The 25,321-nt window shown below is 65.3% G+C and carries 27 protein-coding genes; 19 read left to right on the top strand and 8 right to left on the bottom strand.

The features are described from left to right. Window positions 1-29 precede the first annotated feature (29 nt). Window positions 30-1,640 carry a helicase HerA-like domain-containing protein gene (locus DY467_RS17245; RefSeq protein WP_164572694.1) on the bottom strand — a complete coding sequence of 537 codons (1,611 nt, stop codon included), beginning with the start codon at window positions 1,638-1,640 and terminating at the stop codon, window positions 30-32. 336 nt (window positions 1,641-1,976) lie between these two features. Here DY467_RS17245 and DY467_RS17250 point away from each other — a divergent pair, with 336 nt between their 5' ends. The 19 genes from DY467_RS17250 (at window position 1,977) to DY467_RS17340 (ending at window position 16,207) form a co-directional block, all read left to right on the top strand. Next, window positions 1,977-2,345: a DUF2267 domain-containing protein gene (locus tag DY467_RS17250; protein ID WP_164637744.1), complete on the top strand. Its 369-nt coding sequence runs from the start codon at window positions 1,977-1,979 to the stop codon at window positions 2,343-2,345. A 17-nt stretch (window positions 2,346-2,362) separates the two neighbouring features. Next, window positions 2,363-2,770 carry a DUF4332 domain-containing protein gene (locus DY467_RS17255; protein WP_012495381.1) on the top strand — a complete coding sequence of 136 codons (408 nt, stop codon included), beginning with the start codon at window positions 2,363-2,365 and terminating at the stop codon, window positions 2,768-2,770. Between the two features lie 65 nt (window positions 2,771-2,835). Then, complete coding sequence (gene folP, locus DY467_RS17260; protein WP_164637746.1) at window positions 2,836-3,693, top strand: dihydropteroate synthase; 858 nt, start codon at window positions 2,836-2,838, stop codon at window positions 3,691-3,693. Beyond that, on the top strand, window positions 3,690-4,055 hold the full coding sequence (gene folB / locus DY467_RS17265) for a dihydroneopterin aldolase (protein ID WP_107343809.1): 366 nt from the start codon (window positions 3,690-3,692) through the stop codon (window positions 4,053-4,055). The genes folP and folB overlap by 4 nt, the downstream gene beginning before the upstream one ends. Before the next feature lies 1 nt (window position 4,056). After that, window positions 4,057-4,548 carry a 2-amino-4-hydroxy-6-hydroxymethyldihydropteridine diphosphokinase gene (gene folK / locus DY467_RS17270; protein ID WP_164637748.1) on the top strand — a complete coding sequence of 164 codons (492 nt, stop codon included), beginning with the start codon at window positions 4,057-4,059 and terminating at the stop codon, window positions 4,546-4,548. A gap of 157 nt (window positions 4,549-4,705) precedes the next feature. Then, window positions 4,706-6,577 carry a methylmalonyl-CoA mutase subunit beta gene (locus DY467_RS17275; RefSeq protein ID WP_164637750.1) on the top strand — a complete coding sequence of 624 codons (1,872 nt, stop codon included), beginning with the start codon at window positions 4,706-4,708 and terminating at the stop codon, window positions 6,575-6,577. Continuing rightward, window positions 6,574-7,038, top strand: a complete 465-nt coding sequence (locus tag DY467_RS17280) for a GFA family protein (RefSeq protein WP_164637752.1) — start codon at window positions 6,574-6,576, stop codon at window positions 7,036-7,038. The genes DY467_RS17275 and DY467_RS17280 overlap by 4 nt, the downstream gene beginning before the upstream one ends. Before the next feature lie 62 nt (window positions 7,039-7,100). Beyond that, window positions 7,101-9,260 (top strand): methylmalonyl-CoA mutase, encoded by a 2,160-nt coding sequence (gene scpA / locus DY467_RS17285; protein WP_164637754.1) that lies wholly within the window; start codon window positions 7,101-7,103, stop codon window positions 9,258-9,260. A 65-nt stretch (window positions 9,261-9,325) separates the two neighbouring features. Then, window positions 9,326-9,583, top strand: a complete 258-nt coding sequence (locus tag DY467_RS17290; RefSeq protein WP_164637756.1) for a type II toxin-antitoxin system Phd/YefM family antitoxin — start codon at window positions 9,326-9,328, stop codon at window positions 9,581-9,583. A 5-nt stretch (window positions 9,584-9,588) separates the two neighbouring features. Continuing rightward, window positions 9,589-9,990, top strand: a complete 402-nt coding sequence (locus tag DY467_RS17295) for a type II toxin-antitoxin system VapC family toxin (RefSeq protein WP_246701567.1) — start codon at window positions 9,589-9,591, stop codon at window positions 9,988-9,990. Window positions 9,991-10,025: 35 nt separating this feature from the next. After that, window positions 10,026-10,340, top strand: a complete 315-nt coding sequence (locus tag DY467_RS17300) for a nucleotidyltransferase family protein (protein ID WP_107343802.1) — start codon at window positions 10,026-10,028, stop codon at window positions 10,338-10,340. A 27-nt stretch (window positions 10,341-10,367) separates the two neighbouring features. After that, window positions 10,368-10,685: a HepT-like ribonuclease domain-containing protein gene (locus tag DY467_RS17305; RefSeq protein ID WP_319942051.1), complete on the top strand. Its 318-nt coding sequence runs from the start codon at window positions 10,368-10,370 to the stop codon at window positions 10,683-10,685. Window positions 10,686-10,725: 40 nt separating this feature from the next. Next, window positions 10,726-11,514 carry a DUF3298 and DUF4163 domain-containing protein gene (locus DY467_RS17310; protein ID WP_164637762.1) on the top strand — a complete coding sequence of 263 codons (789 nt, stop codon included), beginning with the start codon at window positions 10,726-10,728 and terminating at the stop codon, window positions 11,512-11,514. A 196-nt stretch (window positions 11,515-11,710) separates the two neighbouring features. Further along, window positions 11,711-12,304 (top strand): beta-class carbonic anhydrase, encoded by a 594-nt coding sequence (locus tag DY467_RS17315; protein ID WP_164637764.1) that lies wholly within the window; start codon window positions 11,711-11,713, stop codon window positions 12,302-12,304. Window positions 12,305-12,390: 86 nt separating this feature from the next. Beyond that, on the top strand, window positions 12,391-13,380 hold the full coding sequence (gene meaB, locus DY467_RS17320) for a methylmalonyl Co-A mutase-associated GTPase MeaB (protein WP_164637765.1): 990 nt from the start codon (window positions 12,391-12,393) through the stop codon (window positions 13,378-13,380). Further along, window positions 13,377-14,027 (top strand): pyroglutamyl-peptidase I, encoded by a 651-nt coding sequence (locus DY467_RS17325; protein ID WP_164637767.1) that lies wholly within the window; start codon window positions 13,377-13,379, stop codon window positions 14,025-14,027. Before meaB ends, DY467_RS17325 begins: the two co-directional genes overlap by 4 nt. Window positions 14,028-14,093: 66 nt before the next feature. Beyond that, entirely contained in the window at window positions 14,094-14,372 is a 279-nt protein-coding gene (locus DY467_RS17330) for a hypothetical protein (protein ID WP_164637770.1), read from the top strand. A 104-nt stretch (window positions 14,373-14,476) separates the two neighbouring features. Next, window positions 14,477-15,835: a TIGR03808 family TAT-translocated repetitive protein gene (locus DY467_RS17335; RefSeq protein WP_164637772.1), complete on the top strand. Its 1,359-nt coding sequence runs from the start codon at window positions 14,477-14,479 to the stop codon at window positions 15,833-15,835. Window positions 15,836-15,967: 132 nt separating this feature from the next. Beyond that, a complete protein-coding gene (locus DY467_RS17340) occupies window positions 15,968-16,207 on the top strand; it encodes a PilZ domain-containing protein (protein ID WP_011157331.1) in 240 nt (79 codons plus the stop codon). A 100-nt stretch (window positions 16,208-16,307) separates the two neighbouring features. Here the strand turns inward: DY467_RS17340 and DY467_RS17345 are convergent, their stop codons facing one another. From DY467_RS17345 to DY467_RS17375, 7 genes are all read right to left on the bottom strand, one after another. Further along, on the bottom strand, window positions 16,308-16,751 hold the full coding sequence (locus tag DY467_RS17345; RefSeq protein WP_164637774.1) for a four-helix bundle copper-binding protein: 444 nt from the start codon (window positions 16,749-16,751) through the stop codon (window positions 16,308-16,310). A 165-nt stretch (window positions 16,752-16,916) separates the two neighbouring features. Further along, window positions 16,917-19,226, bottom strand: coding sequence for a TonB-dependent receptor (locus DY467_RS17350; protein ID WP_164637776.1), 2,310 nt, complete (start codon window positions 19,224-19,226; stop codon window positions 16,917-16,919). A gap of 153 nt (window positions 19,227-19,379) precedes the next feature. Continuing rightward, window positions 19,380-19,814: a hypothetical protein gene (locus DY467_RS17355; RefSeq protein ID WP_349627651.1), complete on the bottom strand. Its 435-nt coding sequence runs from the start codon at window positions 19,812-19,814 to the stop codon at window positions 19,380-19,382. A gap of 222 nt (window positions 19,815-20,036) precedes the next feature. Next, the gene (locus tag DY467_RS17360) at window positions 20,037-22,103 is read right to left on the bottom strand and encodes a methyl-accepting chemotaxis protein (protein WP_164637778.1); all 2,067 of its coding nucleotides are present in this window, start codon (window positions 22,101-22,103) and stop codon (window positions 20,037-20,039) included. 442 nt (window positions 22,104-22,545) lie between these two features. Beyond that, a complete protein-coding gene (locus DY467_RS17365) occupies window positions 22,546-23,064 on the bottom strand; it encodes a TIGR03809 family protein (RefSeq protein WP_164637780.1) in 519 nt (172 codons plus the stop codon). Window positions 23,065-23,540: 476 nt separating this feature from the next. Next, window positions 23,541-24,374: a hypothetical protein gene (locus tag DY467_RS17370; protein WP_164637782.1), complete on the bottom strand. Its 834-nt coding sequence runs from the start codon at window positions 24,372-24,374 to the stop codon at window positions 23,541-23,543. Further along, window positions 24,371-24,940, bottom strand: coding sequence for a sigma-70 family RNA polymerase sigma factor (locus DY467_RS17375; protein WP_012495371.1), 570 nt, complete (start codon window positions 24,938-24,940; stop codon window positions 24,371-24,373). The genes DY467_RS17370 and DY467_RS17375 overlap by 4 nt, the downstream gene beginning before the upstream one ends. Window positions 24,941-25,321: the final 381 nt, after the last annotated feature.

Consider the following 25,321-nt stretch of genomic DNA (forward strand, 5'->3'; position numbering starts at 1 on the left):
CGCGTCTGCAAACCTGCGATCCTCTCGCCTCACCGTCGCAGCATTCCGCCGAGCGTGCCACGCACGATCGAGCGACCGACCGAACTGCCGAGCGAGCCGCCGACCTTCTTGCCGAGCTCGGCGGCAACGCCGCCGACCACCGTGGTGGCGACGGTGCGGGCAACATTGCGAGCGACGAGTTGGCCGGTGGTGAGCTTGCCGCGCGGCGTGTTGGTGCCGAACACGGTCGAGAACAGCCCGCCGAGCTGACCGAGAATGCCGCCCTCGCCCGGTGCCGCATCTTCATTCGCTGACTTGCCGTCGATCCGGGCGCGCAGCTTCTCGTAGGCGGATTCGGAATCCACCGCGGTGTCGTATTTGCCTCGCACCGGGCTCGCGGCGATGATCGCCTTGCGCTCTTCCGGCGTGATCGGTCCGATCCGCGCCGACGGCGGCCGCACCAGCACGCGCTCGACCATCGCCGGCGTGCCGTTGCCTTCGAGGAACGACACCAGCGCCTCGCCCTTGCCGAGCTCGGTGATCGCCTTGGCCGTATCGAGCTTCGGGTTCGGTCGGAAAGTGTCGGCCGCGGCCGCCACCGCCTTCTGGTCGCGCGGCGTAAAAGCGCGGAGCGCGTGCTGCACCCGATTGCCGAGCTGCGCCAGCACCCGGTCCGGCACGTCGATCGGGTTCTGGGTGATGAAGTACACGCCGACGCCCTTGGAGCGGATCAGCCGCACCACCTGTTCAATTTTGTCCATCAACGGCTTCGGCGCGTCGTTGAACAAGAGGTGCGCCTCGTCGAAGAAGAACACCAGCTTCGGCTTGTCGGGATCGCCGACTTCCGGCAGCTCCTCGAACAGCTCCGACAGCATCCACAGCAGGAAGGTCGCGTACAGCCGCGGATTGGTCATCAGCTTGTCGGCGACCAGAATATTGACGAGGCCGCGGCCCTGGCTGTCGGTGCGGATGAAGTCCTTGAGCTGCAGCGCCGGCTCGCCGAAGAACTTCTCGCCGCCCTGGTTTTCCAGGACCAGAAGCTGACGCTGGATGGTGCCGACGGTCTGCTTGGTGACGTTGCCGAGCGACTGCGCGGCCTGGCGGATATCGGCATTGACGTCGCCGGCTTCGGCCACCTTCTGCGCGATCGGCGCTATCGCATCGAGCATCGCGCGCAGATCCTTCATGTCCATCAGCGGCAGGCCCATGTCGTCGGCGACACGGAATGCGACGTTGAGCACGCCCTCCTGCACGTCGTTGAGATCGAGCATCCGCGACAACAGCAGCGGTCCCATCTCGGAGACGGTGGCGCGCACCGGATGGCCCTGCTCGCCGAACACATCCCAGAACACCGTGGTGAACTGGTCGGGCTGGAATTTCAGCCCGATCTCCTGGGCACGCTTGAGGATGAAGTCCTTGGCCTCGCCGACCTCGGCGATGCCCGACAGATCGCCTTTGATATCGGCCGCAAACACCGGCACGCCGGCGCGGGCGAAGCCTTCCGCCATCACCTGCAGCGACACCGTTTTGCCTGTACCGGTGGCGCCGGTGACCAGGCCGTGGCGATTGGCGAGCGCCAACGTCAACCACGCCGGCTGTTCGCCCTTACCGATAAAAATCTTGTCTTCGGTATCACCGCTCGCGATGCCGCTCGCCGCCATTTCTTCGTTTCCTCGCACAGAACATTCCAACCGGCGATCGATCGCCCGGCGCAACACTCATCCTGCCAATCACAATGGAACCATTCAACGATGATCGCGGCGAGACGTTGGCGCGATATTCACCCTACCGCGCGCAAACGACGCTCGATGCGTGGCTTCGCGCTGCCCCAGCAGCATATCTCGCGTCGTCGCCTTTGCAATGTTGCAACACTTGCGGAGCGAAATGCCGCCGAGTCGTCGACTCGATGACGAGGGTCGCTTGTGTTTCGTTGCGGAGCGGATCAGGATGATTTTAGAACATGGACCGGTGATAAGAACCGGCGTGGCGGGGGCGTTATGGACGAGTTGATTGAAAGACTGGCCGACAAGGCCGGTCTGGAGAAATCTGTTGCCGACAAGACCATCGGCATCATTCTCGCCTTTCTCCGCAATGAAGGACCGCAGGAGCCGGTCCAGGCTTTGATCGACAGCATTCCGGGTGCCGAGGCTGCGATCGAAGCGGCAGGCTCCTCGCGTGGCGGGCTGAGCCGCCTGATCGGCGGCGGCGTGATGGCGATGGGGACGAAGCTGCTCGGCCTCGGCCTCGGCATGTCCCAGATCCAGACGATCGCCCGCGAACTGTTCAAAGCCGGTCGCGACAGAATTGGGGCGGAGAAGATGGGCGCCATCATCGAAGGCACGCCCGGCCTCCGCCAGTTCACCTGAACCTAGTATCGAGTGCCATGACATATCCAATCGCTCAGCTCGACGGCATCACCGAGGTTGCCGCGAGCAAATTGAAATCGGTAGGAATTCGCACCACCGAAGCGCTGCTCGAAGCCGCCCGGACCGTGAAGGGCCGCAAGGCGCTCGCCGCGAAGACCGGCCTCACCGAGCAGCAATTGCTGCAATGGGCCAACCTCGCCGATTGCATGCGGGTTCCCGGTCTCGGCAAGGCGAAGGCCGATCTGCTGCGCGCCGCCGGCGTCTCGACGCTGCGCGAGTTCACCCACCGCAATCCGGCGCGGCTGGCGCAGAACATGAAAGAGGCCAATCTCAAGCGCAAACTGGTGCGCGCGCTACCCTCCGAGAAAGAAGTCGGTCAACTGATCGAGCAGGCGCGCAAGCTGCCATTGAAAATCACCTACTAAGGTCCGGCGCGCCGGCGCAGCCCGCCGCTTGACAGGCTTTCGCGGACCGCGCAAAGCGCTGGCGCATGACCGCTTCCCCATCGCTGACCGCATCGCCCGCCGCTCCGGCCAACCCGCCACAGCTGCGCGATCTGCTGGCGCGTCCCGCCGCGGCGGTGATGGGCATTCTCAACGTCACGCCGGACTCGTTCTCCGACGGCGGCGATTATCTCGCCCCCGAGCAGGCGCGTGCCCATGCGGCCGAGATGATCGCGGATGGCGCCGAGATCATCGACATCGGCGCCGAGTCCACCCGTCCCTACGGCTCGCAGCCGGTGACCGCGGCCGAAGAGCTGCGGCGGCTGCAGCCGGTGCTGGAAGCGGTGGTCGCGCTCGGCACGCCGGTGTCGATCGACACCATGAAGGCCGAAGTCGCCGCCTGGGCGCTCGACCATGGTGCCGCGATCGCCAACGACGTGTGGGGATTGCAGCGCGATCCCGAGATGGCCGGCGTCGTCGCTGCGCGCCGCGCCCCAGTGATCGTGATGCACAATCGCGACGCCGCCGATCCAGCCATCGACATCGTCGCCGACATCAACGGGTTCTTTGAGCGCTCGCTGACGATCGCCACCAAGGCCGGGATCGCCGAGGAGCTGATCGTGCTCGATCCCGGCATCGGCTTCGGCAAGACGCCGCAGCAGAGCATGATCACGCTGGCACGGCTGCGCGAGTTCTCAAGCTTCGGCCGCCCGCTGCTGATCGGCGCCTCGCGCAAGCGCTTTATTAGTACGATCGTGCCGAGCGAACCGAAGCAGCGGCTCGGCGGTTCGCTCGCCGCGCATCTGATCGCCGTCGAGAACGGCGCCAAAATCATCCGCGCGCACGACGTCGCCGCGACCTCACAGGCACTGAAAGTCGCCCACGCCATCAGGGACAGCCGATGAACGACACCATCTTCATTTCCGGCCTGGTGCTGCACGCCCGCCACGGCGTGATGGAGCACGAGACCGAAGTCGGCCAGCGTTTCGTGATCGATCTCGAACTCACCGCCGATCTGTCTGAGTCCTCGCGCACCGACCGGCTCTCCGACACGGTGTCGTATTCGAACGTGGTGGCGTGTACCACCGCGGCGTTCAAGGACGCCAACTACCGGCTGCTCGAGCGCGCGGCTGGCGCGGTCGCCGATGCGATCCTGACGAGCTTCGACAAGATCACCGCGGTGAAGGTGACGGTGCACAAGCCGCACGCACCGATCCCGGCGATCTTCGACGACGTCGGGGTGATCATCACCCGCAGACGGAGCTGAGATGCCGCGCGCCCTGATCGCGCTCGGCGGCAATGTCGGCGACGTTCGCGCCACGTTCGACAAAGCGATCGCCAATATCTGCGGCATGACGCAGGCCGAACTGATCGCGCGCTCCCCGGACTACGCGACGCCGCCGTGGGGCGATGAGCAGCAGGACCGCTTCGTCAACGCCTGCGTGGCGATCGAAACCGCGCTCGATCCGCACGCGCTGTTGTTCACGCTGCACAAGATCGAGAAGCGCTTCGGTCGCGACCGCGCCAACGAACGGCGCTGGGGTCCGCGGACGCTCGATCTCGACCTGCTCGCCTATGACGACGCTGAGATCAATCGGCCGGACCTGACGCTGCCGCATCCGCGGCTGTTCGAGCGCGCCTTCGTGCTGGTGCCGCTGCTCGACATCGTGCCGGACCAGGTGATCGCCGGCCGCTCGCTGAAAGATGCCCTCGCCGGGCTGTCGACTGCCGGGATCGAACGGCTGCCGGACCGCGGCTGAGCCGCCGCTTCTGGGAATATCCCGCAACACGGTCCGCCGCAGTGCACAGGGCGCAATCTCGTCCTTATTGCCTCAAACAACCGTTTGGCATCGCCGTCCGCACGTGGCATTTTCCGGCCAAATCACGTTCCGGTATTCTGGGAGTTCGATTTCACCGATGTCTTCTGCAAACCAAGAGCTGCGGCTCGCCGCCGATTTCGCCCCGGCCGGCTATGAAGACTGGCGCAAGCTGGTCGACGGCGTGCTGAAGGGCGCACCGTTCGAGAAGCTGATCAGCAAGAGCTACGACGGCATCCAGATCGATCCGATCTACGTGCGGGCGCGCAACGCCGCCCCGATCGCCGGCCGCGCTCCCGCGGCGCCGTGGCGGATCATGCAGCGGGTCGATCACCCGGAGCCGAAGGAAGCCAACAAGCAGGCTCTGCAGGACCTCGAAAACGGCGCCACCGGCCTGACGCTGGTGTTCGCGGGCAGCGTCGGCGCGCGCGGCTTCGGTCTGCCGGCCACTCAGGAAGCGATCGCGCAGGTGCTGGAGGGTGTCCACCTCGACGCCGGCATCGCGATCGAACTGCAGTTCCCGCCGCAATCCTGTGACGTGGTCCGCCACCTCGCCGACCTGATCAAGAGCCGCGGCACCGATCCGGCCGCCTGCGACATCCGCTTCGGCATCGATCCGCTCGGCGCTCGCGCCGTGCAGGGGGCGAGCGCCACCGAGTGGAGCGAGATCGCCAAGGGCCTCGGCGACGTCGCCGCCGGCCTCGCCAGCGCCGGCTTCAAGGGCCCGTTCCTGGTCGCCGACGGCCGCGTGATCCACGATGCCGGCGGCTCGGAGGCACAGGAGCTAGCCTACGTGCTCGGCTGCAGCGTCGCCTATCTGCGCGCGCTGGAGGCCGCCGGTGTCGCGCTGGATGCCGCCCGCGGCATGATCTACGCGCATCTGTCCGCGGATGCCGATCAGTTCCTGACGCTGTCGAAGTTCCGCGCGCTGCGGCTGCTGTGGGCGCGGATCGAACAGGCCTGCGGCGTGACGCCGAAGCCGCTGTTCGTCTCCGCCGAGACCGCATGGCGGATGCTGACCCAGCGCGACCCCTACGTGAACATGCTGCGCGCCACGATGGCGACCTTCGCCGCCGCGCTGGGTGGCGCCAATTCGGTGCAGGTGCTGCCGCACACGCTGGCGCTCGGCCTGCCCGACGCATTCGCCCGCCGCGTCGCCCGCAACACGCAGCTGGTCCTGCTGGAAGAGTCCAACCTCGATAAGGTTGCCGATCCGGCTGCGGGTGCCGGCGGCATCGAAGCGCTGACCAAGGAACTGTGCGACGCCGCCTGGACCCAGTTCCAGGAGATTGAACGTGCCGGCGGCGCGCTCGCCGCACTGCAGGCCGGCCTGATCCAGCCGAAGGTCGCGGCCAGCCGCGCGGCCCGCGACAAGGCGATCGCCAAGCGTCGCGACGTTCTGACCGGCGCCTCCGAATTCCCGAACCTGCACGAGGCACAGGCCAAGGTGCTCGACGTCAAGCCGGCCGCGGTGCCGCCCGCCGGTGAGGCGAAGATCAGCTTCACGGCGCTGACGCCCATTCGTCTGGCGACCCCGTTCGAAAGCCTGCGCGACAAATCCGACGCCGTGCTGGCCGCGAAGGCGTCGCGGCCGAAGGTGTTCCTGGCCAATCTCGGCACGCCGGCCGACTTCACCGCGCGCGCCACCTTCACCAAGAGCTTCTTCGAGACCGGCGGCATCGAGGCGATCGACAGCGAGGGCTTCACCGAGGCGGCTGCACTCGCCGACGCCTTCAAGGCATCCGGTGCGGCGTTCGCGTGCCTGTGCTCGTCCGACAAGGCCTACCCGACCTATGCGGCCGCGGCCGCCCAGGCGCTGCGCGCCGCGGGCGCGAAGCGGATCTATCTGGCCGGCCGCCCCGGCGAGCAGGAGAGCGCGCTGCGCGAAGCCGGGGTGCAGGAGTTCGTGTTCGCCGGTGGCGACGCCTTGGCGACGCTCAGCGACGCCTGGAAGGGCATCGAAGCGGCATGACGGGGACCGGCAAAGCGGTGCTCTCCGGCGGCTGCCAGTGCGGCGCGATCCGCTACGCGCTGTCGGCCCCGCCGCTGAGCACGGCGCTGTGCCATTGCCGAATGTGCCAGAAGGCGACCGGGGCACCGTTCGCCTCGATGGCCGAGGTCGCCAAGGACAACTTTGCCTGGACCCGCGGCCAGCCTGCGTCGTTCCGTTCCTCCTCGGTCGCCGAGCGCGACTTCTGCAAGGACTGCGGCACCCCGCTGGGCTATCGGCTGCAGTTCTCCGACAGCATCGAGATCCTGACCGGAACCTTCGATCGGCCGGACCGGGTGGTCCCGACCATGCAATACGGCACCGAAGCGAGGCTCGGTTGGACCGGGACGATCGCGAACCTGCCGAGCAAGACCACGTTGCAGAACTACGGGCCCGACAGGCTGGCACAAGTGTTCAGCTATCAGCAGCCGGACCACGATTAACCCGACGAAATGACGAGAAACGGCAGCCGTGCTACGATGGGCTGTAGTGAGATCAGATAAAAATGAGCAAGATTCCGAACTTCGCCGAGATCGCATTCCAGCCCACCGCCGCCCCTGCCCCTGCAGGTGAGGCCCAGCCGTGGCTGACGCCCGAAGGCATTCTGGTCAAGCCGGGCTACTCCGAGGCGGATGTCGCCGGCATCGATTTTCTCGACACCTGGCCGGGCGTCGCGCCGTTCCTGCGCGGCCCCTACCCGACCATGTACGTCAACCAGCCGTGGACGATCCGGCAATATGCCGGATTCTCGACCGCTGAAGACTCCAACGCGTTCTATCGCCGCAACCTCGCCGCCGGTCAGAAGGGCCTGTCGGTGGCGTTCGACCTCGCCACTCACCGCGGCTACGACTCCGATCATCCGCGCGTCGCCGGCGACGTCGGCATGGCCGGCGTGGCGATCGACTCGATCTACGACATGCGCACGCTGTTCGCCGGCATCCCGCTCGACCAGATGAGCGTGTCGATGACCATGAACGGCGCGGTGCTGCCGATCCTGGCGCTGTATGTCGCCGCCGCCGAGGAACAGGGCGTCTCCCCGGAGAAGCTGTCGGGCACCATTCAGAACGACATTCTGAAAGAGTTCATGGTGCGCAACACCTACATCTATCCGCCGGTGCCCTCGATGCGGATCATCTCCGACATCTTCGCCTACACCTCGCAGAAGATGCCGAAGTTCAACTCGATTTCGATCTCCGGCTATCATATGCAGGAAGCCGGCGCGACGCAGGACCTCGAGCTCGCCTACACGCTCGCCGATGGCGTCGAATACGTCCGCGCCGGCATCGCGGCCGGTCTCGACGTCGACAAGTTCGCGCCGCGGCTGTCGTTCTTCTGGGCGATCGGCATGAACTTCTTCATGGAAGTCGCCAAGATGCGCGCGGCGCGTCTGCTGTGGGCCAAGCTGTTGACGCAGTTCGACCCGAAGCAGCAGAAGTCGCTGAGCCTGCGCACGCACTGCCAGACCTCCGGCTGGTCGCTGACCGCGCAGGATGTGTTCAACAACGTGATGCGCACCACGATCGAAGCGATGGCGGCCACTCAGGGCCACACCCAGTCGCTGCACACCAACGCGCTCGACGAAGCGCTGGCGCTGCCGACCGATTTCTCCGCTCGAATCGCACGTAACACCCAGCTGTTCCTGCAGCAGGAGAGCGGCACCACCCGGATCATCGATCCGTGGGGTGGCTCGTACTATGTCGAGCGGCTGACCCACGACATCGCCGTCAAGGCCTGGGCTCACATCCAGGAAGTCGAAGCGCTCGGCGGCATGGCCAAGGCGATCGAAGCCGGCGTGCCGAAGCTGCGCATCGAGGAAGCCGCGGCCAAGACCCAGGCGCGCATCGACACCGGCCGGCAGTCGGTGATCGGCGTCAACAAGTACAAGCCGACCGACGAGGCTCCGATCGACGTGCTCAAGGTCGACAATTCGACAGTGCGCCGGCTGCAGATCGACAAGCTCGGCCGGTTGAAGAAGGAGCGCGTCCAGGCCGACGTCGACGCCGCGTTGTCGGCGCTGACACGCTCGGCTTCGGAAGGCAACGGCAACCTGTTGGCGCTGGCAATCGACGCCGCGCGCAAGAAGGCCACCGTCGGCGAAATCTCCGACGCGCTCGAGAAGGTCTATGGCCGGCATCGCGCCGAGATCAAGTCGATCACCGGCGTCTACAAGCGGGAGGTCGCATCGATGGCGGACCGGATGGAGAAGGTGCAGGCACTGATCGATGCGTTCGAGGACGCCGAGGGTCGTCGCCCGCGTATCCTGGTCGCCAAGATCGGCCAGGACGGCCACGACCGCGGCCAGAAGGTGATCGCCTCGGCATTCGCCGACATCGGCTTCGACGTCGACATCGGGCCGCTGTTCGCGACGCCGGAGGAAGCCGCCCGGCAGGCGGTCGAAAACGACGTCCATATCCTCGGCGTGTCGTCGCTCGCCGCCGCGCATCTCACCGCGGTGCCGGAACTGAAGGCCGCGCTGAAGAAGCAGGGCCGCGACGACATCATGATCATCGTCGGCGGCGTGGTCCCTCCGCAGGACTACGACGCGCTGGTCAAGTCCGGCGCCGAGGCGATCTTCCCGCCCGGCACCGTGATCGCCGACGCCGCCGAGGAGCTGATCCACAAGCTCAATGCCCGGCTCGGCCACTCCAGCCAGGCGGCGGAGTAGCTGCGGGCTTCAAGACAATGCCGGCTTGATTTGACGAACTAGTCTAACCAGACTAGTTTGTCTTCATGAAGCAGGTCGGCATTTTCGAAGCGAAGACCCACCTGTCGAGCCTTCTCGACGAGGTCGAAAACGGCGCCGAAGTGACAATCACGCGGCACGGCAAGCCTGTCGCGCGGCTGGTTCAGGCGAGTAATGAGCTGTCGGCCGATACGATCGCGCGACGGCGTCAGGCGATCCGCAACTTGCGCAGCTTGGCGCGCGACCTCAAACTGAATCCGACCCACGACGAGATCAAGAGCTGGATCAACGAGGGACGCCGTTGATCGTCATGGATGCATCCGCCGCCCTGGCGATGTTTCTGGATGAGCGCGAGCACCTCACCAACGATGAGGTGTTTGAAAGCTTGGCGGACCAGCAATTCGTCGTCCCGGCGCATTGGCATGCTGAAATCGGCAATGCGCTTACCACGAACGTTCGTCGTGGTCGGCTCCCTTCCGACAAGCTCGAATACGCGCTGCACAACCTGAAGATTCTCGAGGTGATCACGCAATCACCTCCGGAACTTGACGAAGTCGCCGGTGCGGTCCGTAGGGCGCTGGATTCCGGACTGACCTATTACGATGAGCTCTATGTCCGACTGGCCGAAGTCAGGAATCTTCCGCTCTTCACCTTCGACAGCCAGATGAGAAAAGCGGCGCGACAGCGCGGCGTCGAGATTCTTCCCGTGTGACTGCAGCGCCAAAGGCAATCTGCTATACTGACACTATGACCGCCGTCGCCGACATGCCGTTGGACACCATCCTCGCCAGATTGCGCGAGAGGGGTGATGCATTGCGCGCAGAAGGCGTGGCCAAGCTATATGTGTTCGGCTCGCGTGCCCGCGGTGACGCGCGACCGGACAGTGATCTGGACGTGCTGGTGGAAGTGCTGCCGGATACCGAGCTGACTTGGAAGACGCCGCTCGAGATCGGCTACATCTGCGAAGCGGCCACAGGCATCCCAGCGCACGTCATGCTGCCCAGCGAGTTAACACCACGTATCAGAGAGCGAATGGCCGACGATCTTGTCGAGGTGCTGTGAATGCCCCCTTCAACGGAAGACAGGCTGTTGGACATTCTGCGCTCGACGTCTCGCGTCCTAAGCCTCGTCGAAGGACGCAGCTTCGATGAATTTTCGCAAGACGAAGTGCGCCGTATGGCGGCCGAGCGTTATCTGGAGATCGTTTGCGAGGCAGCACGCAAACTCCCGGATGAGCTGAAGCACGAGGCGATCGACATAGACTGGCGTAAGATGACCGACTTTGCCAATCGGCTGCGTCATGCCTACCACGCGATCGACGTCGAGATCGTCTGGGACATTATCCATCATCATGTCCCTCCTCTGCGTTCCTTCGCCGAGCGGCGCATCGGAGCTGCCAATTCGTAATCGATTTACCCTTCTCCTCGCGACTGTGGTCAGGCTCGATATGCTCTCATCTCACTTCCGTGTTTACCCACTCGTCATTCTGGCCTGTCTGGCAATCGGCTCCCCCGCCCTCGCCGAGCCGGCGAAGCCGAAGCCTGACTTCGCCGTGAAGACGAAGGCCATCGACGGCACGGTGACGCTCGATGCCGGCGTCAAGGCTGATGCCAAGCTCGCAGAGAACTGTCTGGCCGAGGGCAAAAAGTGGATCGCCGAGCGGCGCACCGAGGCCGAGCCGGAATTCAAGAGCGACCCCGAGCTGTTCCGCAACGGCCCGTGGACCTACGAGCGCAGCTACACGACGGATTCGCTGGTCGCGGATCGCTACGTCTCGATCCTGCGCACCGACTACAGCTACACCGGGGGCGCCCATCCCAACACCGATATTGATACCATCCTGTGGGACAAGCAGCTCACCAGGCGTATCAGCATCCGCCCGTTCTTCACCGACCTGTCCGACGGCAGCCCGGCGATGCGGGCGATGGTCGAGGGCATCGTCACCGCGCTGAAGGCGGAAAAGAAGGAGCGCGGCGCCGATGAAGAAGACACCGCCTACATCAAGAGCATCGAGCCGAAGCTTTTGAAGATCGGGCCGGTGACGCTGGCGCCGTCGACCACCGCGGGGAAAAGCTCGGGCCTCACCTTCCACTACGCGCCCTACGCGGTCGGTGCCTATGCGGAGGGTGAATATGAGGCGTTCGTGCCGTGGACGACGCTGAAGCCGTATCTGTCGGCCGACGGCAGTGCGATCTTCGGTGGCGATCGGCCGAAGCAGGAGCGTAAGGCCGAGTAGGCCATCGTAGGTCTCCTGGCGGTTTAGAACAGGCCATCTGCGGCGTGCGCGCTTGCCAGCAGAACTCCTCTGCCCTGCGCCGAACAACGAACGCCGCTTCTGCGCAAACTCTGCTTTTTTGCTGACGATTTCCATTCGCTGCACCGGTCCGGTGCGGCGAGCGGAAAGCTGTCAGCAATGTTGCGGAGTGGACGAGATGACCAAGCCAGCCGGCAATTACGACGCCGTGTTATCGGCCAACAATCAGTATGCGAATGACTTCGGCGACAAGGCCAATCTGGCGCTGCCGCCGGCACGGCACTTCGCGATCCTGACCTGCATGGATGCCCGGCTCGATCCTGCCAAATATGCCGGCCTCGCCGAAGGCGACGCGCACGTCATCCGCAACGCCGGCGGCCGCGCCTCCGACGACGCGATCCGCTCGCTGGTGATCTCCCACAAGCTGCTCGGCACCCAGGAATGGTTCGTGATCCATCACAGCGATTGCGGGATGCAGTTGTTCACCGGCGAGGTGATCGCCGATCTGCTCGAGGACAATCTCGAGACCGCCAGCTTCGACGGCCATCACTGGAGCAATCCGAAGCACGGCGGCGGCTCGGTCGCCGGTCATTTCGTGCACTGGCATACGTTCCAGGACAACGCCAAGAGCGTCACCGAGGACGTCGCGCGGATCCGCAGCCATCCGCTGGTGCCGAAGCACATCCCGATCTACGGCTTCATCTACGACGTGAAGACCGGCCGGCTCGACGAGGTCGCCGAGGCCAGCGCCGCCGGCAAACCTGCCGCCTGAGGCGTCATCAACAGGGAGATCGGCGCGCGGCCGTTCCGCGCCGGACTCCCCTCGCCCCTGGCGCCCAATCGTTGTAAACGGGCGCCATGAATTCAGCCCGACGCACCGGCGACATTGCCCATCTCGCCAGCGAGGTCCGCAGCGGCCATCGCGCCGCGCTGGCGCGCGCCATCACCCTGATCGAAAGCCGCCGCGCCGATCACCAGGCATCGGCGCGCGCGCTGGTGCAGGAGCTGCTGCCCGAAACCGGCCGCGCGATCCGGGTCGGCATCACCGGCTCGCCCGGCGTCGGCAAGTCGACCACCATCGACGCGCTCGGCATGTATCTGATCGAGCAGGGTCACAAGGTCGCGGTGCTGGCGGTCGATCCGTCCTCGGCGCGCACCGGCGGCTCGATCCTCGGCGACAAGACCCGGATGGCGCGGCTGTCCGCCGAGCCGGACGCCTTCATCCGTCCCTCACCCTCTTCCGGCACGCTCGGCGGCGTCGCGGCCAAGACCCGCGAGGCGATGCTGCTGTGCGAGGCCGCCGGCTTCGACGTCGTGCTGGTCGAGACCGTCGGCATCGGCCAATCCGAAACCGCGGTCTGCGACATGACCGATTTCTTTCTGGCACTGATGCTGCCGGGCGCCGGCGACGAGCTGCAGGGCATCAAGAAGGGCCTGGTCGAGCTCGCCGACATGATCGCCATCAACAAGGCGGACGGCGACAACATCAAGCGCGCCAACCTCGCCGCCGGCGAGTATCGCGCCGCGCTGCATATCCTCACCCCGCGCTCACCGAACTGGCAGCCGCCGGTGAAGACCTATTCGGCAATGACCGGCACCGGCATTGCCGAGCTGTGGCAGGCGGTCTTGGACCATCGCGCTGCGACGACACCGTCGGGCGAATTCGACGCGCGCCGCCGCGAGCAGCAGGTGAAGTGGATGTGGACGCTGCTGGAGGATCGCTGGAAGGCCAAGCTGCGCAGCGACCCGGCGATCCGCGCCAAAGTGAAATCCACCGAGGCCGCCGTCGCCGAAGGCTCGATCACGCCGACGCTCGGCGCCGATCGGGTCGCGGAGCTGATCGGGTGAGCGGCCTGCGCATCCTGATCACCGGCTTCGGGCCGTTTCCCGGAGCGCCCTACAATCCGACTCCGCAATTGGTCGACCGCCTCGTCAAGCTGCGACGGCCGGCGTTCGATGACGTGGTTCGCGTCGGGCATATCTTCAACGTCAGCTACCGTGCGGTCGATCGCGACCTGCCGGCGCTCCTCGCGCAGCACCGTCCCGATGCGCTGCTGATGTTCGGCCTCGCCGCATCGACCCGACACGTCCGGATCGAGACCCGCGCCCGCAATGCGATCACCACGCTGTGGCCCGACGCCGACAAGGTGACGCTGCGCCATGGCAAGATCGCGCTTGGCGAAGACGCGCGGACGTTCGGCGCCCATGGCGCGCGGCTGGCCCGCGCCGCACGGCTCACCGGGATCGATGCGCGGCTGTCGCGCGACGCGGGTCGCTATCTGTGCAACTATCTATGCTGGCGCGGAATCGAAGCGACGCAAGCCCCACAGGGCCCTCAGCTCGCCGCCTTCGTCCACGTGCCGCTACTCAGCCGTGACGGCACCGCCTGGCCGGGAAGTCGGATCACCGCCGAGCAACTGGTCGATGCCGGCGAAGCGATGCTGCTGGAGCTGGTGCGGCTGACCCGGCAGGCCCGCCGCGTTGCGGCCCGCTGAGATCGCATCGCTCACCAAAGAAACCCATCGTGCCGCCCGGCGTTGTCTTCCTCCGAGGAGGAACCGATGCCGTACGCGCTGTTCTGTGACGATGCCAGGGTCAGCAAGATCTATCCGTCCCAAGCCGACGTCTGGAAGCACGCCAAGGAGAGCGGGCTGGTGATCGACACGGTCGCCGACACCGAAACCGAAGCTCCGCGCCACGTGCTCGACAACGGCTACCAGATCCGAGCCTGCGCGCCGGAGCCGGGCGAAGACCCGGAGCGCAACGAACGCGAGGCCCGGGCCGCGCGGCGTGATCAGTTTGTACCGCCTCAGCGTGAGCCGGACCACGCGCAGGGTTAACCCTACCGCAAAACATCATGCCGCCGGTCCGCCGCCTTGGCCCGCGCCTCGACGGAATTTGCGTTAGCTGTGAGGATTAGGTTTTCGCCCACAGAGCACGCGCCATGGCCCTGCACCGCCGCGACTTCCTCACTACCCTTGCGACGACCAGCGCCCTGGCGCTGACCGCATCTCCGCTCGCTGCGGCCCCGACCTCGCGCCGCGGTCGCGACGCCGCGCTGTCCGGCGTCCGGCCCGATAGCAGCGATGATCAGACCTTGGCCTTGCAGCGCGCGATCGACGATGCCGCCGAACGGCGCGTGCCGCTGGCATTGCCGCCCGGCAATTATCGAACCGGCACACTGCGGCTGCCGTCCGGCGCGCAGCTGGCCGGTGTGCGCGGCGCCACGCGGCTGATCTTCACCAGCGGGCCCTCATTGTTCGACAGCCAGGGCGCCGAAACTGCGACGCTGTTCGGCCTGGTGCTCGACGGCGCCGGGATTCCGCTGCCGAGCCGGCGCGGGCTGGTGCACTGTATCGCTGCGCAAGACCTGCGGATCGAAGACTGCACGATCACCGCCAGCGGTGGCTCGGGCATCTGGCTGGAGGCCAGCTCCGGCGCGATCAGCAACAACTCGCTGACCAAGATTGCGGTGACAGGCGTCGTCTCGTTCGACGCCAAGGGGCTGCGGGTCGACGGCAACACCATCATTGATACCAACGACAACGGCATCGAGATTCTGCGCACCTCGCTCGGCGATGACGGCACGCTCGTCACCGGCAACCGGATCGAAAACATCAAGGCCGGCCCGGGCGGCTCCGGCCAGTACGGCAACGCCATCAACGCGTTTCGCGCCGGCAACGTGGTGATCAGCGGCAACCGCATCAAGGATTGCGATTACTCCGCGGTGCGCGGCAACTCGGCTTCGAATATTCAGATCACCGGCAACAGCGTGCTGAACGTACGCGAGGTCGCGCTGTATTCGGAGTTCGCGTTCGAAGGCGCGGTGATCGCCAACAACACGGTGGACGGCGCAGCACTCGGCGTCTCGGTCTGCAACTTCAACGAGGGCGGCCGGCTCAGCACGGTGCAAGGCAACATCATCCGCAATCTCAAGCCGAAGCGACCGATCGGCACGGCGCCTGACGACGACGCCGGGATCGGCATCTATGTCGAAGCCGACACCGCGGTCTCTAGCAACGTGATCGAGAACGCGCCGTCGTTCGGCATCGTTGCCGGCTGGGGCCGCTATCTGCGCGACGTTGCGATCACCGGCAATGTCGTGCGCAAGAGCTTCATCGGCATCGGCGTGTCAGTGATGGACGGCGCCGGCACCGCGACGATCACCGGCAATGTGATCGCCGAGACCCCGCGCGGCGCGGTGGTCGGCCTCGACCACGCAAGACCAGTAACGCCGGATCTGATGACACCGGGCGCGACGCGGTTCACCCAGGTCGCGCTCGGCCACAACACCACCCGGTGACGACGCGGCCCGGCGGCTTCCTGCGCGCAAACGGGGGCCTTTGTACTTTGTTGTACGTAGCTGGCCGCACTGTGGGCGTTTTTTGAGGGATGCGTTCACAGAAACATAAAATTCTCATGCTCAAACGGCCGAATGGATGAGCAGAGAAAAACGCCTCGGCGGCGCGTCCTGAAGGCTGCAACCATCGAGTTCGGCGGCGGCGCGATCGACTGCAGCGTCAGGAATATCTCGGAGGCCGGCGCGGCGCTGGATGTCGTCACGCCTTTGTTCATCCCCGACCGCTTCACGCTCTACGTCCCGAGCGATCAGATCAAACGAGCCAGCCGCGTGATCTGGCGAAAAGAGAAACGGATCGGGGTTTCGTTCGATTGATCGAGCGCTGGGACCGGACCTGGCAAGCCAGGCCCGTCAATTTTCCTGCTCGCTTATCGACACCGCCACAAGAACGGCTCGGTGGCGGCGGCAAGCGATCTCACACCGCGCGGCAGGCGTCGGCGCAGGCTTTGCACGCGTCGGCGCAGGCCTTGCAGGTGGCGTGATGTTCGGCGTGCTTGCGGCATTCCTTTTCGCAATCCTCGCACACCGCCAGCGCCACCTTAGCCATCGCCGGCAGGTTCGGAGAGCCGAGGGATGCGAGCTTCTGCAGCGTGGCGCACACCGACAGCATCTGGTCGACCGACTTGGCGCAGGCCGCGAGCGAGGTGTCGCCGGCCGCGAACGACTGCAGGCAGTGCGCGATGCAGGCCTGCCCGGTCTTGACGCAATCGGACGCGGTTTCGATCAGCTTGGCGTTGGCCGGCGTAGCGCCGGCGGCCGCAGCATGCATGTGGGCGCTATGGTCCTCAGCGGCGAGCGCGGGCGAAGCCACAAAGATCGCGGCACCCAGAACGGTCAGAAGATTGCGGCGGTCGAGCATGATGAACTTCCCTTTGCGTGGAGTACGTCTATCTACTCGAGCCGGATGAAAAAACAATCACGCGCCGACCTGCGATTGTAGTCGATTATTCTCTTCGTAGTCCTACGCGGCTTCAAGGCCGGCGAATGGGGCCGCTGCCAGAATCGAAAGCGGCCCCACCCACCATCAGAACGACACGGTCAGGCGGGTGTTGAACGACCGCCCCATGCCCGGCACGCCATAGCCCCAGATCGGCGACGATCCGCCCATCATCGAGGCCGCGCGGTAGTCGACGAGATCCGCTCCGCCGAGCGGCAGCGTGTAGAACTTGTCGAAAACATTATCGACGCCGACATCGAGCCGCACGTTCTCCCAGCGATAACCGGTGCGGAGGTTCAGCAGCGCGTAGGCCGAAGTCGTGGTCTCGTTGTGCACTTCGCTGACCTGGGTCTTGGCGCCGACCAGTTGCAGCTCGATGCCGTTGACCCAGCCGCCGAGCTCGTGATCGAGCCCAAGCTTCGCATTGACCGGCATCACATGATACAAGTTGATGCCGTCGGTGCGCTGGCCGTGCACGTAAGCGAACTGCCCGCGCAGCACGCCTCGGCCGTAAGCCGAATTGTCCCACGCCGTCAGCCGTCCGTCGAGATTGACGCCGTAGAGTTCGGCGTCGTGGTTGGCGAACTGCAGGAACACGAAGGCGTTGGTCTTGGTCAGGTTCGCCGCATTGCAGGTCGAGCTGCCCGCGATGAAGCAGCGGTTCACGTCGATGTAGTCCTGCACGTAGCTGTAATACGGCGTAACGCGAACCTCCCACAGCTTCTGCGCCGGATCGTGCCACGCCGCGGTGAAGCTCACGGTGTGGGCCTTTTCCGGGTTGAGGTCGACGTTGCCGACATAGCCGTTGCCGTCGCCGAACCAGCCGATCATCTTCATCGCCATCGCGGTGTTCGACCAGGTGTAGCGCTCGTACAAATTCGGCGAGCGGGTCTTGCGAGCGAAGCCGAGTTCGAACTGGCTGATCGCGTTGGGCTCGTAGCGGATCAGCGCCGAGCCGTCGAAATTGACGTCGGTGCGATCGCGGTCGCGGCCATTGAAGCGTGCCGCATCGGCTGCGTACATCGAGCTGTAGCCCTGGACGTTCCCGGCGCCCACCCACACCACGTCGTTGCGCAGACCGAACAGTGTGGTCCATTCCCGGTTCCAGTGCCGCTCCCACTCGACGAAGGTGCCGAGCCGGGTGCGGCGACCGTCGTTGATGTTGATGAAGGTGTTGGGCGACATCATCATCCCGGAGCCCGGCACCGGATCCCACCAGTCGTCGAGCCGATACGCATGGGTTTCGTTGCCGATGCGGATCAGATCGTGGTCGGAGGCAATCACCGAGGCCTTGATGTTATAGCCGAGGTCGGTGCCGCGGGTGTCCATCGGCATGTTGCTGACCTTGTCCGGCGCAATGAAGCCCATGGTGTGCCGGATGCGGTGATAGAACGCCGATGTCTCCAGCTTGCCCCAGTCGAACACGCCGTCGTAGCGGCCGTTGACGAACATCGACCGGTTGGAAACCATGTCCATGTACTGGTTGACGTAGCCCTGATACGGGATGAATTGCCCGCCGACCTGCAGCGTGAACAGATTGCCGGCGCTCTGCCGCGAGATGCTGACGGCGTGGTTCTGCACCTCCCACAGCGTCGACTTCACCGTCATGCCGTTGCCGGCCTTGTAGTTGCCGGAGCGTGCCCAGCCGCCGGTGTAGGTGACGCTGGTGTCCTGATTGGCGATCGTCGCACGCGCATCGACGCCGTAGGCGTTGCCGTTGCTGCGATAGAAGCCGGAGACGGTCGCGGTGGTCAGCAGGCTCGGCCCGGTTGCAAACTGCGGCGGGGCGGTGGTGACGTCGATCTTGCCGCCGATGTAGTCGCCGCCGACGCTGACTGGCGCCACGCCGAGATAGGCGCGCATGCTGGCGATCATCTGCGGATTGACGAAGGACAGCGGCGGATTCATCTCGTTCGGGCACGCCGGGCTGATCAGCATCGAGTTGATCGCCACCTGCACCCGATCGGCACCGACGCCGTTCAGTGCCGGCAGGCTGGAAACGCCGCCTGCGCCCCACACTGCGCCGCCCGGAATGTCGGTGATCAGCGAGGCGCTGTCGCTGGTGCCGAGGCTGCGCGTCGCCGCTGCCGAGCCCGGCAGCGTCGAGGCTGAGGCGGACACCGGCTCAGACGATGGAGCGGCGGGCGGCGGAGGCACCGCAGCGTCGCGGATCACCGGCCCGCGCTGCGGCGACGGCGTGGTGGCGCGCACGCGCGGTTTGGCGCGCGGCGTCGCGGGCTCGACCACGATGGTCGACAGATTGCTCGCAGTTTGGGCCGAAGCGGGCGCCGACGAAAGCGAGACGGCCGAGAACGCGATCGCCGCGCACGGCAACGACAGCAGCGAGGTGGACAGCAGCAATGACCGGCGCAAGCCGGCGGACAGAACGGATGACATGACGAAACTCACGGAAGATCGAACGCGCGCAGCGTCTGGCTGGCGCAGGACATCTGGCGCCGTGCGCTGCGACGAGCAGACGCGACGGTGACAGCAGCGAAACGGCAAAGCATCGCCCCACGCGCAGAAACGCGCGATCAGCGACGGGTGCGGTTACGCGACGTCCGGAGGTCCGCGAGCGGAGTGGGAGGAGACCGGGGCGCTACGCGGAGCAGCCTCGGTGAGAGGCCAGCGCTGGGCCAGCCACGCCCAAGCCAAGCTCGGCGCCGCGGTGACGACCAGCGACGGCGGAGGCAGGCTGCAGACCAGGACGCAGGCGATGCACTTGAAGTGCACCACCACCCGATCCTGCGACTCGGCCGGCGCGGAGGTGTCGATCGAATGGCAGATGCCGGCGCTGGCGAGAACGTCGATCGAGGCGGCGCTGGCGGCCGGCATCGCCGACAGCGCGATCTGCAGCAGCAGCGCGAGGGTGACGATCCAACTGGTCGACATCCGCAGCGCGGCGCCGAACCAAGCGGACTCGTTACGGACCGCGAGCGATCGGCTCGGACGGCGCGCATGCGCGGCCGCCGCTCTTGCCTTCACTCCGTTCCGCAACGCCCTCAGCACATTCGTCCCCAGCCTGTGCGGAGAGCAAGTAATCACAGCGCCGAAGGTGCAACAATACGGCGAAGTAATGAGATACCGCAGTTCATGACATTTGGAATAGATGTCACTTTTGCACCACAGGTCACCCAAACGCGCGCGCCCGGGACCAAGCCCGGGCGCGACGCATCAGTTGCAAGTTGCTAGCGATAACGTGACGGCTTACGCCGCGCGCACCGTCTCCATGAAGCGATCGACTTCGTCCTTCAGGCGCGTGCTGTCGCGCGACAGCGACTGTGCGGCGGACAGCACTTGCGACGAGGCCGAACCGGTCTCCGTCGCGCCGCGCTGCACGTCGGAGATGTTGGACGAGACCTCGTGGGTGCCGCGCGCAGCTTGCTGCACATTGCGCGAGATCTCCTGCGTCGCCGCGCCCTGCTCTTCCACCGCAGACGCGATGGTCGAGGCGATCTCCGACATCCGCTCGATGGTGCCGCCGATCTCGCGGATCGCGCCGACCGACTCCTGCGTCGCGGACTGCATACTGCTGATCTGCGAGCTGATCTCGCCAGTCGCCTTGCCGGTCTGCTCGGCGAGCGCCTTCACTTCCTGCGCCACCACCGCGAAGCCGCGGCCGGCATCGCCCGCGCGCGCCGCTTCGATCGTGGCGTTGAGTGCGAGCAGGTTGGTCTGGCCGGCGATGGTGTTGATCAGGTCGACCACGTCGCCGATCCGGTTCGCCGCCTGGGCGAGCGTACCGATCCGGTCGTTGGTCTTGCGCGCCTGCTCGACGGCTTCGTTGGCGATGCGCGCCGCCTCCTGCACCTGACGGCTGATTTCGGTGATCGAGGACGCCATCTCTTCGGTGGCCGAGGCCACCGACTGCACATTGGCCGAGGCCTGTTCGGACGCCGCAGCGACCGAGCCGGCGAGCATCTGCGAACGTTCGGCGGTGGTGGTCAGCGTACCGGCCGAAGCTTCCAGTTCGGTCGAAGCCGAGGTCACGGTGTCGATGATCTCGCCGACCGCGCCTTCGAAGTGATCGGCGAGGCGCTGCATCTCGGCCTTGTGCTCGGCGGCGACGCGCCGTTCAGCCTCCTCCTGCTCGGCCTTCAACCGGTCGAATTCGCGCGAGTTGTTGCGGAACACTTCGACCGTGCAGGCCATCAGCCCGATCTCGTCCAGGCGGCCGGAGCCGACGATCTCGACATTGGTGTTGCCGGCAGCAAGCTCCTTCATCACGCCGGACATCGCCACGATCGGGCCCGACACGGCACGGCCGATCAGCCAGGCGAGCAAAATGCCGACCGCGAGCGCGCCGAGGGTGATGACCAGGATCTGGGTTTGAGTTTCGCTGATCAGCGCCTCGGTCTGGTGGCCGATCTGCTTGGATTCGGTCAGACCGGACTGCTTGATCGCCGCGGCATCACCTGCCAGCGACTCAGCGACCTTGGTCATCGACGCGATCGCCGCGTCGATTTCGTTGACGTCGCGAACCGACTGCTGGAAGCCGTCCGCATAGATTGCGAGGTCGGCTTCGATCGCGGCGAGCTGCTTGCGCTCGGCGTCTCCCGTCAGGGCGGTCTTCATGGTCGACAGCGAGGTGCGAAAATCCGCCAGAGCCTTTTCGGCGCCCGCTTGCGCGGACTTCTCCAGCCGGACTCCGAGCACCTTCGCTGCGCCGAGCCGCAGCAGCAGGAACTGCTTGAGCGATTGCGCGACCAGAAGCGACTGATCGCTGTTGCCGTCGCCGCTCATCGTGGAGGACTGCAGCTGCTCGAGCTTGCTGACGATCCGTTGCCCGACCGGCCCCAGCACGGTCAGCGACAAGCGGTTCTGATCCTGGCGCAGCTTGGTCAGCCCCTCGAACTGGGCGACGTAGGAATCGACCTTGTTGCTGAGGTCGACCATGGCGGCGCGCCGGCTCGCGAGACCCATCTGCTGCAGCGATTGCTTAATGTGATCCTGCAGTTCGGTGCGGCGCTTGGTGGCTTCGGCGATCAGATAGTCTTCGCCGGTGAGGCTGTATTCGCGCACGGTGCGACGAAACGAATTGAAGTCCTGTTCGACGTCACGCACGGCGTCGACGACGCCCACGCGCTGATCGAACTTGGCGAACGCATCACCGACCTTGCCGAAGCTGGAATAGTTGAGGACGGCCAGGACGGCCATCAGCACCTGCACGGCGGCGAAACCGATGGCGATTTTCACCCCGATCTTGCGGTTGGTGAAGAACGAAAACATGCCCGCAGAACTATGCGGGACAGGCGACGATTGAGCACTAGGCATGATCTCTTTCCCGACGAGGCCGCGCGAAAGCGTGGCTGCACTCAGCGCATGAAAGAGAGATCCGCAGCACGTCAGGGACGCGCACGTCGCCGCGAATCCCCCTGCTGTGATTTCATCTTATGAGCGAATCCAGAACCGGTTCGCACGCAATAAGTGCGCGGAAATTCGTTCCAATCCGTTAAATATCAGCGGCGCAATTCGGTGCGCATTGGCGCCAGTTTGCGCTCATCGCGGCCTCGGCTGCTGTGTTCAAGTTTGATCAATGTCAAACGGCGCCGCAAAGTCGAACTAACAGTTGATGTTAGTAAGCGCAGCTCGGACAGATGGAGCTTGAGCCGCGCCATCGGCGCAGACGACTCAATACGACGAAGGTCGCATCGGCCACGCTGTGGATGAATGACGCGCACGCGCACCTTCGCGCGAATCAGCGCGGGTGTGCGCGTCAGCCCGCTTTGCGGAGCAGCGAGTAGCGTTGCTCGAGCCGCGCCGGATCGAGCGCGTGCATCCACACAGGGACATCATCGGGGACGATCGCCGGGGCCGGCTCCGGCGCAATCGGGGCGCGCACCGGCTCGGCGGCTTTGACCGGCTTTGCGGGAGCGGTGACGCGCGGCGCCTGGGCAGGCTTGGGTGCCGATTGGGGCAGCGTGTACGAGGGCGAGCCGTTCACCACCTCGCCGTCGAAGTAGAACGCCACCCGCGGCGGGACTGTCTTGTTGTGGCCGAGCCAGGACAGATCGACCGGACGATTGTCGAGAGTCGCTTCGCGATTCAACAAGCCGCGCCAGGATTCGACGGCGGCCTTGGCTTCCTGGACGTTTTCAAGAAATTCGAGCTCGCCGAAGAAGCGCCGCCAACGGCCTGTTTCGAACAGCTCGGTGAGGTAGTCGAGCCGCTGTTCTGCGAGCAAGCACCAGCGCTGGACGAGCGCACGCCCACGCTCTGCGTCGGTCTGTTCCATGGTCGGTCCGCCAGGAGAGGAAAAAGGAACGCGACGCAACTTACGAATCGACGCAAAGCTTACGAACAATGTTGTTAACAAAAATTTACCATGTCCAGCGCAGCGGTAACTTGGAGCTCCGCCGCGGCCCGACCTCGTATTACTGCGGGTATTTGGAGGGCGTCCCAGTGGCTCGGCCGCCGAATCGGGCCGGAAAACGAAAGACCCGCCCGGGGGGACAACCGGGCGGGTCACAAGCCATATCAGCGCAGGGGTGGATGGGCGCTCGCGCCGACTGGCCTCGTTTGGGAGGTGGTGTCCGCTCCCACAACGATTGGTCAGCGGACAACGCACACACGTTCAATCCGGTTGCAGATTTTTTCTCGCGCGCGAGGTTGTGAGATGGAGTGAGCAACGCCGCGCCAGCCGTCAGCGACGCGGGCAGAGATGTGCCGCGCCACAGCGCCCAAACAGTTGCCTTGTGCAGTGCGAAGTAATCAGGGAGCCGGCAGCACCACGCTGACGACCGGCTCCTTTTGCAGCCGGCCGATCAGATTCTCCTGATCCTGCTTCGACAGTGGCTGCGTGCCGAACTGCAGCCGGAACAGCCCGCCTCGCGAGCTGTCGACCACCACGGCATTATAATGGTCGAGCAAGGCGGCGATCTCCGAAGCGCGCGCTTCGGGCGCGAACTTGACCAGCACACGCGGGCCGGATTGCGGCGCAAGGCTCCGTACCACAGGTCCGCCCGACCGCTCCGCCATCACCATCGGCGGCGCCGGTTTGCTGGCTTCTGCCGGGCGATCGGCCATCGCCGCCGCGGGCGGCGAAACCGACGCGGGAGCCGGAGACGATGCCGGCGCGCGCGCCACCTCGGGCTGCGGCTGATAGGCGGCGGTCTGCACCGGAGCCGCATGCGGCCACGTCAGCAGCGCACCGATCAGTCCGGCCTGCAACAGAAGCGCAAGGCCGGCGACCGACGCCGACCACGCCAGCGCCTTCGGCGACAACCCGGAAAAGAAACCGGCAAAGCGCGCGCCGAGCCCCTGCCCGGCGCCCGGCGCCCGGGCCGGCTCGGCATCGATCGCAGCGAACAGCTTTTGCATCGCGCGCGACGACGGCGCGCCGAGACTCTCATTGAGCTCGATGGTCGAGGCATATTCTTCGAGGATGACGGCATATTGCCGCGCCAGCGCCGGATCGCGATCGAGCGCATCCGCGACACGGCGGGCATCGCGGGCACTCAGCGTGCCGGCCGCGTACCACGGCAGCAGCGCCTCGACGTCGCCCGGCTCCCGGGGATCCGGCATCGTGTTGCTCATCGCCATCATGGCCAGCCTCGCTGCACGCCGGCCGCCTGCAGCAGATCGGCGAGTTTCTTGCGTGCGTAGAACAGACGGGTTTTCACCGTGTTCTCCGGAATTCCGACGATCTCGGCGACTTCTTCGATGGATTTCTCATGGTAGTACACCAGATCGACGATCTCTCGATGCTCGGGCGTCAGTGAGGTCAGGCACTTCCGCAGAGCTTCGCCCGTGTCCTTCTTCTGCACCGCGATCTCCGGATCGTCGGAAGGATCCTCGATCGCGGCGGCAGCCTCGTCATCCAGTTCGGCGTCCTTACGCCGTCGCAGCGCCGACAGCGCCTTGAACCGCGTGATCGCCAGCAGCCAGGTTGAAACCGAAGACCGTCCCTCGAACTTGCCGGCCTGCCGCCAGACGTCGAGGAAGACTTCGCTGATAAGATCCTCGGCGATCTGTTCGTTCCGAACGAGGCGCAGACCGAACCGGAAGACTTTGACGTGATGCCGTCCATACAGGACCTGCATCGCGACCCGGTCCCCCTGGGCGATCCTGGCGATCAGGACGTCGTCGGTGGCTGCCTGCTTGGTACTCACTGGCCGTCTCTTGGATTTGGTCGGCCGGACATCGCAGAAGGTTCGATAAATAAAAGCAAATTTTCGATCCTCGGAATGGCCGCAGGTCCCGATTCCAGCGCGAAACGGCGTCCAAACCGGCAAGATCGCTTTGCCAGCCCACCTCCGCGGGCAGCGTGAGTCGCCGCGCCATGTTGGCCGGAGGTTACCAAGCCGAGATGCGGTTTGCGCGACATATTCACAGCTCAATCCTGGCACGCCGCCGTGGCTGTCCGGGAAATCCCGCGCAAAACCCGTTGGAATCAACCTGCTAGCAGTCCTTATCAACCCCTGCGAGCAAATGGCAGATACCAAAACGAAAGGCTTTTCCCAGTAGGTTCCCGGAGAGCAAAATCGACCGGA

The organism is Rhodopseudomonas sp. BR0G17 (assembly GCF_010907025.1).
GTDB classification, from domain to species: domain Bacteria; phylum Pseudomonadota; class Alphaproteobacteria; order Rhizobiales; family Xanthobacteraceae; genus Rhodopseudomonas; species Rhodopseudomonas palustris_H.

Excerpts from the sequence above, each read along its gene's own strand:
- DY467_RS17245 (WP_164572694.1), bottom strand. The coding sequence starts at position 1,640 with ATGGCGGCGAGCGGCATCGCGAGCGGTGATACCGAAGACAAGATTTTT.
- DY467_RS17250 (WP_164637744.1), top strand. The coding sequence starts at position 1,977 with ATGGACGAGTTGATTGAAAGACTGGCCGACAAGGCCGGTCTGGAGAAA.
- DY467_RS17255 (WP_012495381.1), top strand. The coding sequence starts at position 2,363 with ATGACATATCCAATCGCTCAGCTCGACGGCATCACCGAGGTTGCCGCG.
- folP (WP_164637746.1), top strand. The coding sequence starts at position 2,836 with ATGACCGCTTCCCCATCGCTGACCGCATCGCCCGCCGCTCCGGCCAAC.
- folB (WP_107343809.1), top strand. The coding sequence starts at position 3,690 with ATGAACGACACCATCTTCATTTCCGGCCTGGTGCTGCACGCCCGCCAC.
- folK (WP_164637748.1), top strand. The coding sequence starts at position 4,057 with ATGCCGCGCGCCCTGATCGCGCTCGGCGGCAATGTCGGCGACGTTCGC.
- DY467_RS17275 (WP_164637750.1), top strand. The coding sequence starts at position 4,706 with ATGTCTTCTGCAAACCAAGAGCTGCGGCTCGCCGCCGATTTCGCCCCG.
- DY467_RS17280 (WP_164637752.1), top strand. The coding sequence starts at position 6,574 with ATGACGGGGACCGGCAAAGCGGTGCTCTCCGGCGGCTGCCAGTGCGGC.
- scpA (WP_164637754.1), top strand. The coding sequence starts at position 7,101 with ATGAGCAAGATTCCGAACTTCGCCGAGATCGCATTCCAGCCCACCGCC.
- DY467_RS17290 (WP_164637756.1), top strand. The coding sequence starts at position 9,326 with ATGAAGCAGGTCGGCATTTTCGAAGCGAAGACCCACCTGTCGAGCCTT.
- DY467_RS17295 (WP_246701567.1), top strand. The coding sequence starts at position 9,589 with ATGGATGCATCCGCCGCCCTGGCGATGTTTCTGGATGAGCGCGAGCAC.
- DY467_RS17300 (WP_107343802.1), top strand. The coding sequence starts at position 10,026 with ATGACCGCCGTCGCCGACATGCCGTTGGACACCATCCTCGCCAGATTG.
- DY467_RS17310 (WP_164637762.1), top strand. The coding sequence starts at position 10,726 with ATGCTCTCATCTCACTTCCGTGTTTACCCACTCGTCATTCTGGCCTGT.
- DY467_RS17315 (WP_164637764.1), top strand. The coding sequence starts at position 11,711 with ATGACCAAGCCAGCCGGCAATTACGACGCCGTGTTATCGGCCAACAAT.
- meaB (WP_164637765.1), top strand. The coding sequence starts at position 12,391 with ATGAATTCAGCCCGACGCACCGGCGACATTGCCCATCTCGCCAGCGAG.
- DY467_RS17330 (WP_164637770.1), top strand. The coding sequence starts at position 14,094 with ATGCCGTACGCGCTGTTCTGTGACGATGCCAGGGTCAGCAAGATCTAT.
- DY467_RS17335 (WP_164637772.1), top strand. The coding sequence starts at position 14,477 with ATGGCCCTGCACCGCCGCGACTTCCTCACTACCCTTGCGACGACCAGC.
- DY467_RS17340 (WP_011157331.1), top strand. The coding sequence starts at position 15,968 with ATGGATGAGCAGAGAAAAACGCCTCGGCGGCGCGTCCTGAAGGCTGCA.
- DY467_RS17345 (WP_164637774.1), bottom strand. The coding sequence starts at position 16,751 with ATGCTCGACCGCCGCAATCTTCTGACCGTTCTGGGTGCCGCGATCTTT.
- DY467_RS17350 (WP_164637776.1), bottom strand. The coding sequence starts at position 19,226 with ATGTCATCCGTTCTGTCCGCCGGCTTGCGCCGGTCATTGCTGCTGTCC.
- DY467_RS17360 (WP_164637778.1), bottom strand. The coding sequence starts at position 22,103 with ATGCCTAGTGCTCAATCGTCGCCTGTCCCGCATAGTTCTGCGGGCATG.
- DY467_RS17365 (WP_164637780.1), bottom strand. The coding sequence starts at position 23,064 with ATGGAACAGACCGACGCAGAGCGTGGGCGTGCGCTCGTCCAGCGCTGG.
- DY467_RS17370 (WP_164637782.1), bottom strand. The coding sequence starts at position 24,374 with ATGATGGCGATGAGCAACACGATGCCGGATCCCCGGGAGCCGGGCGAC.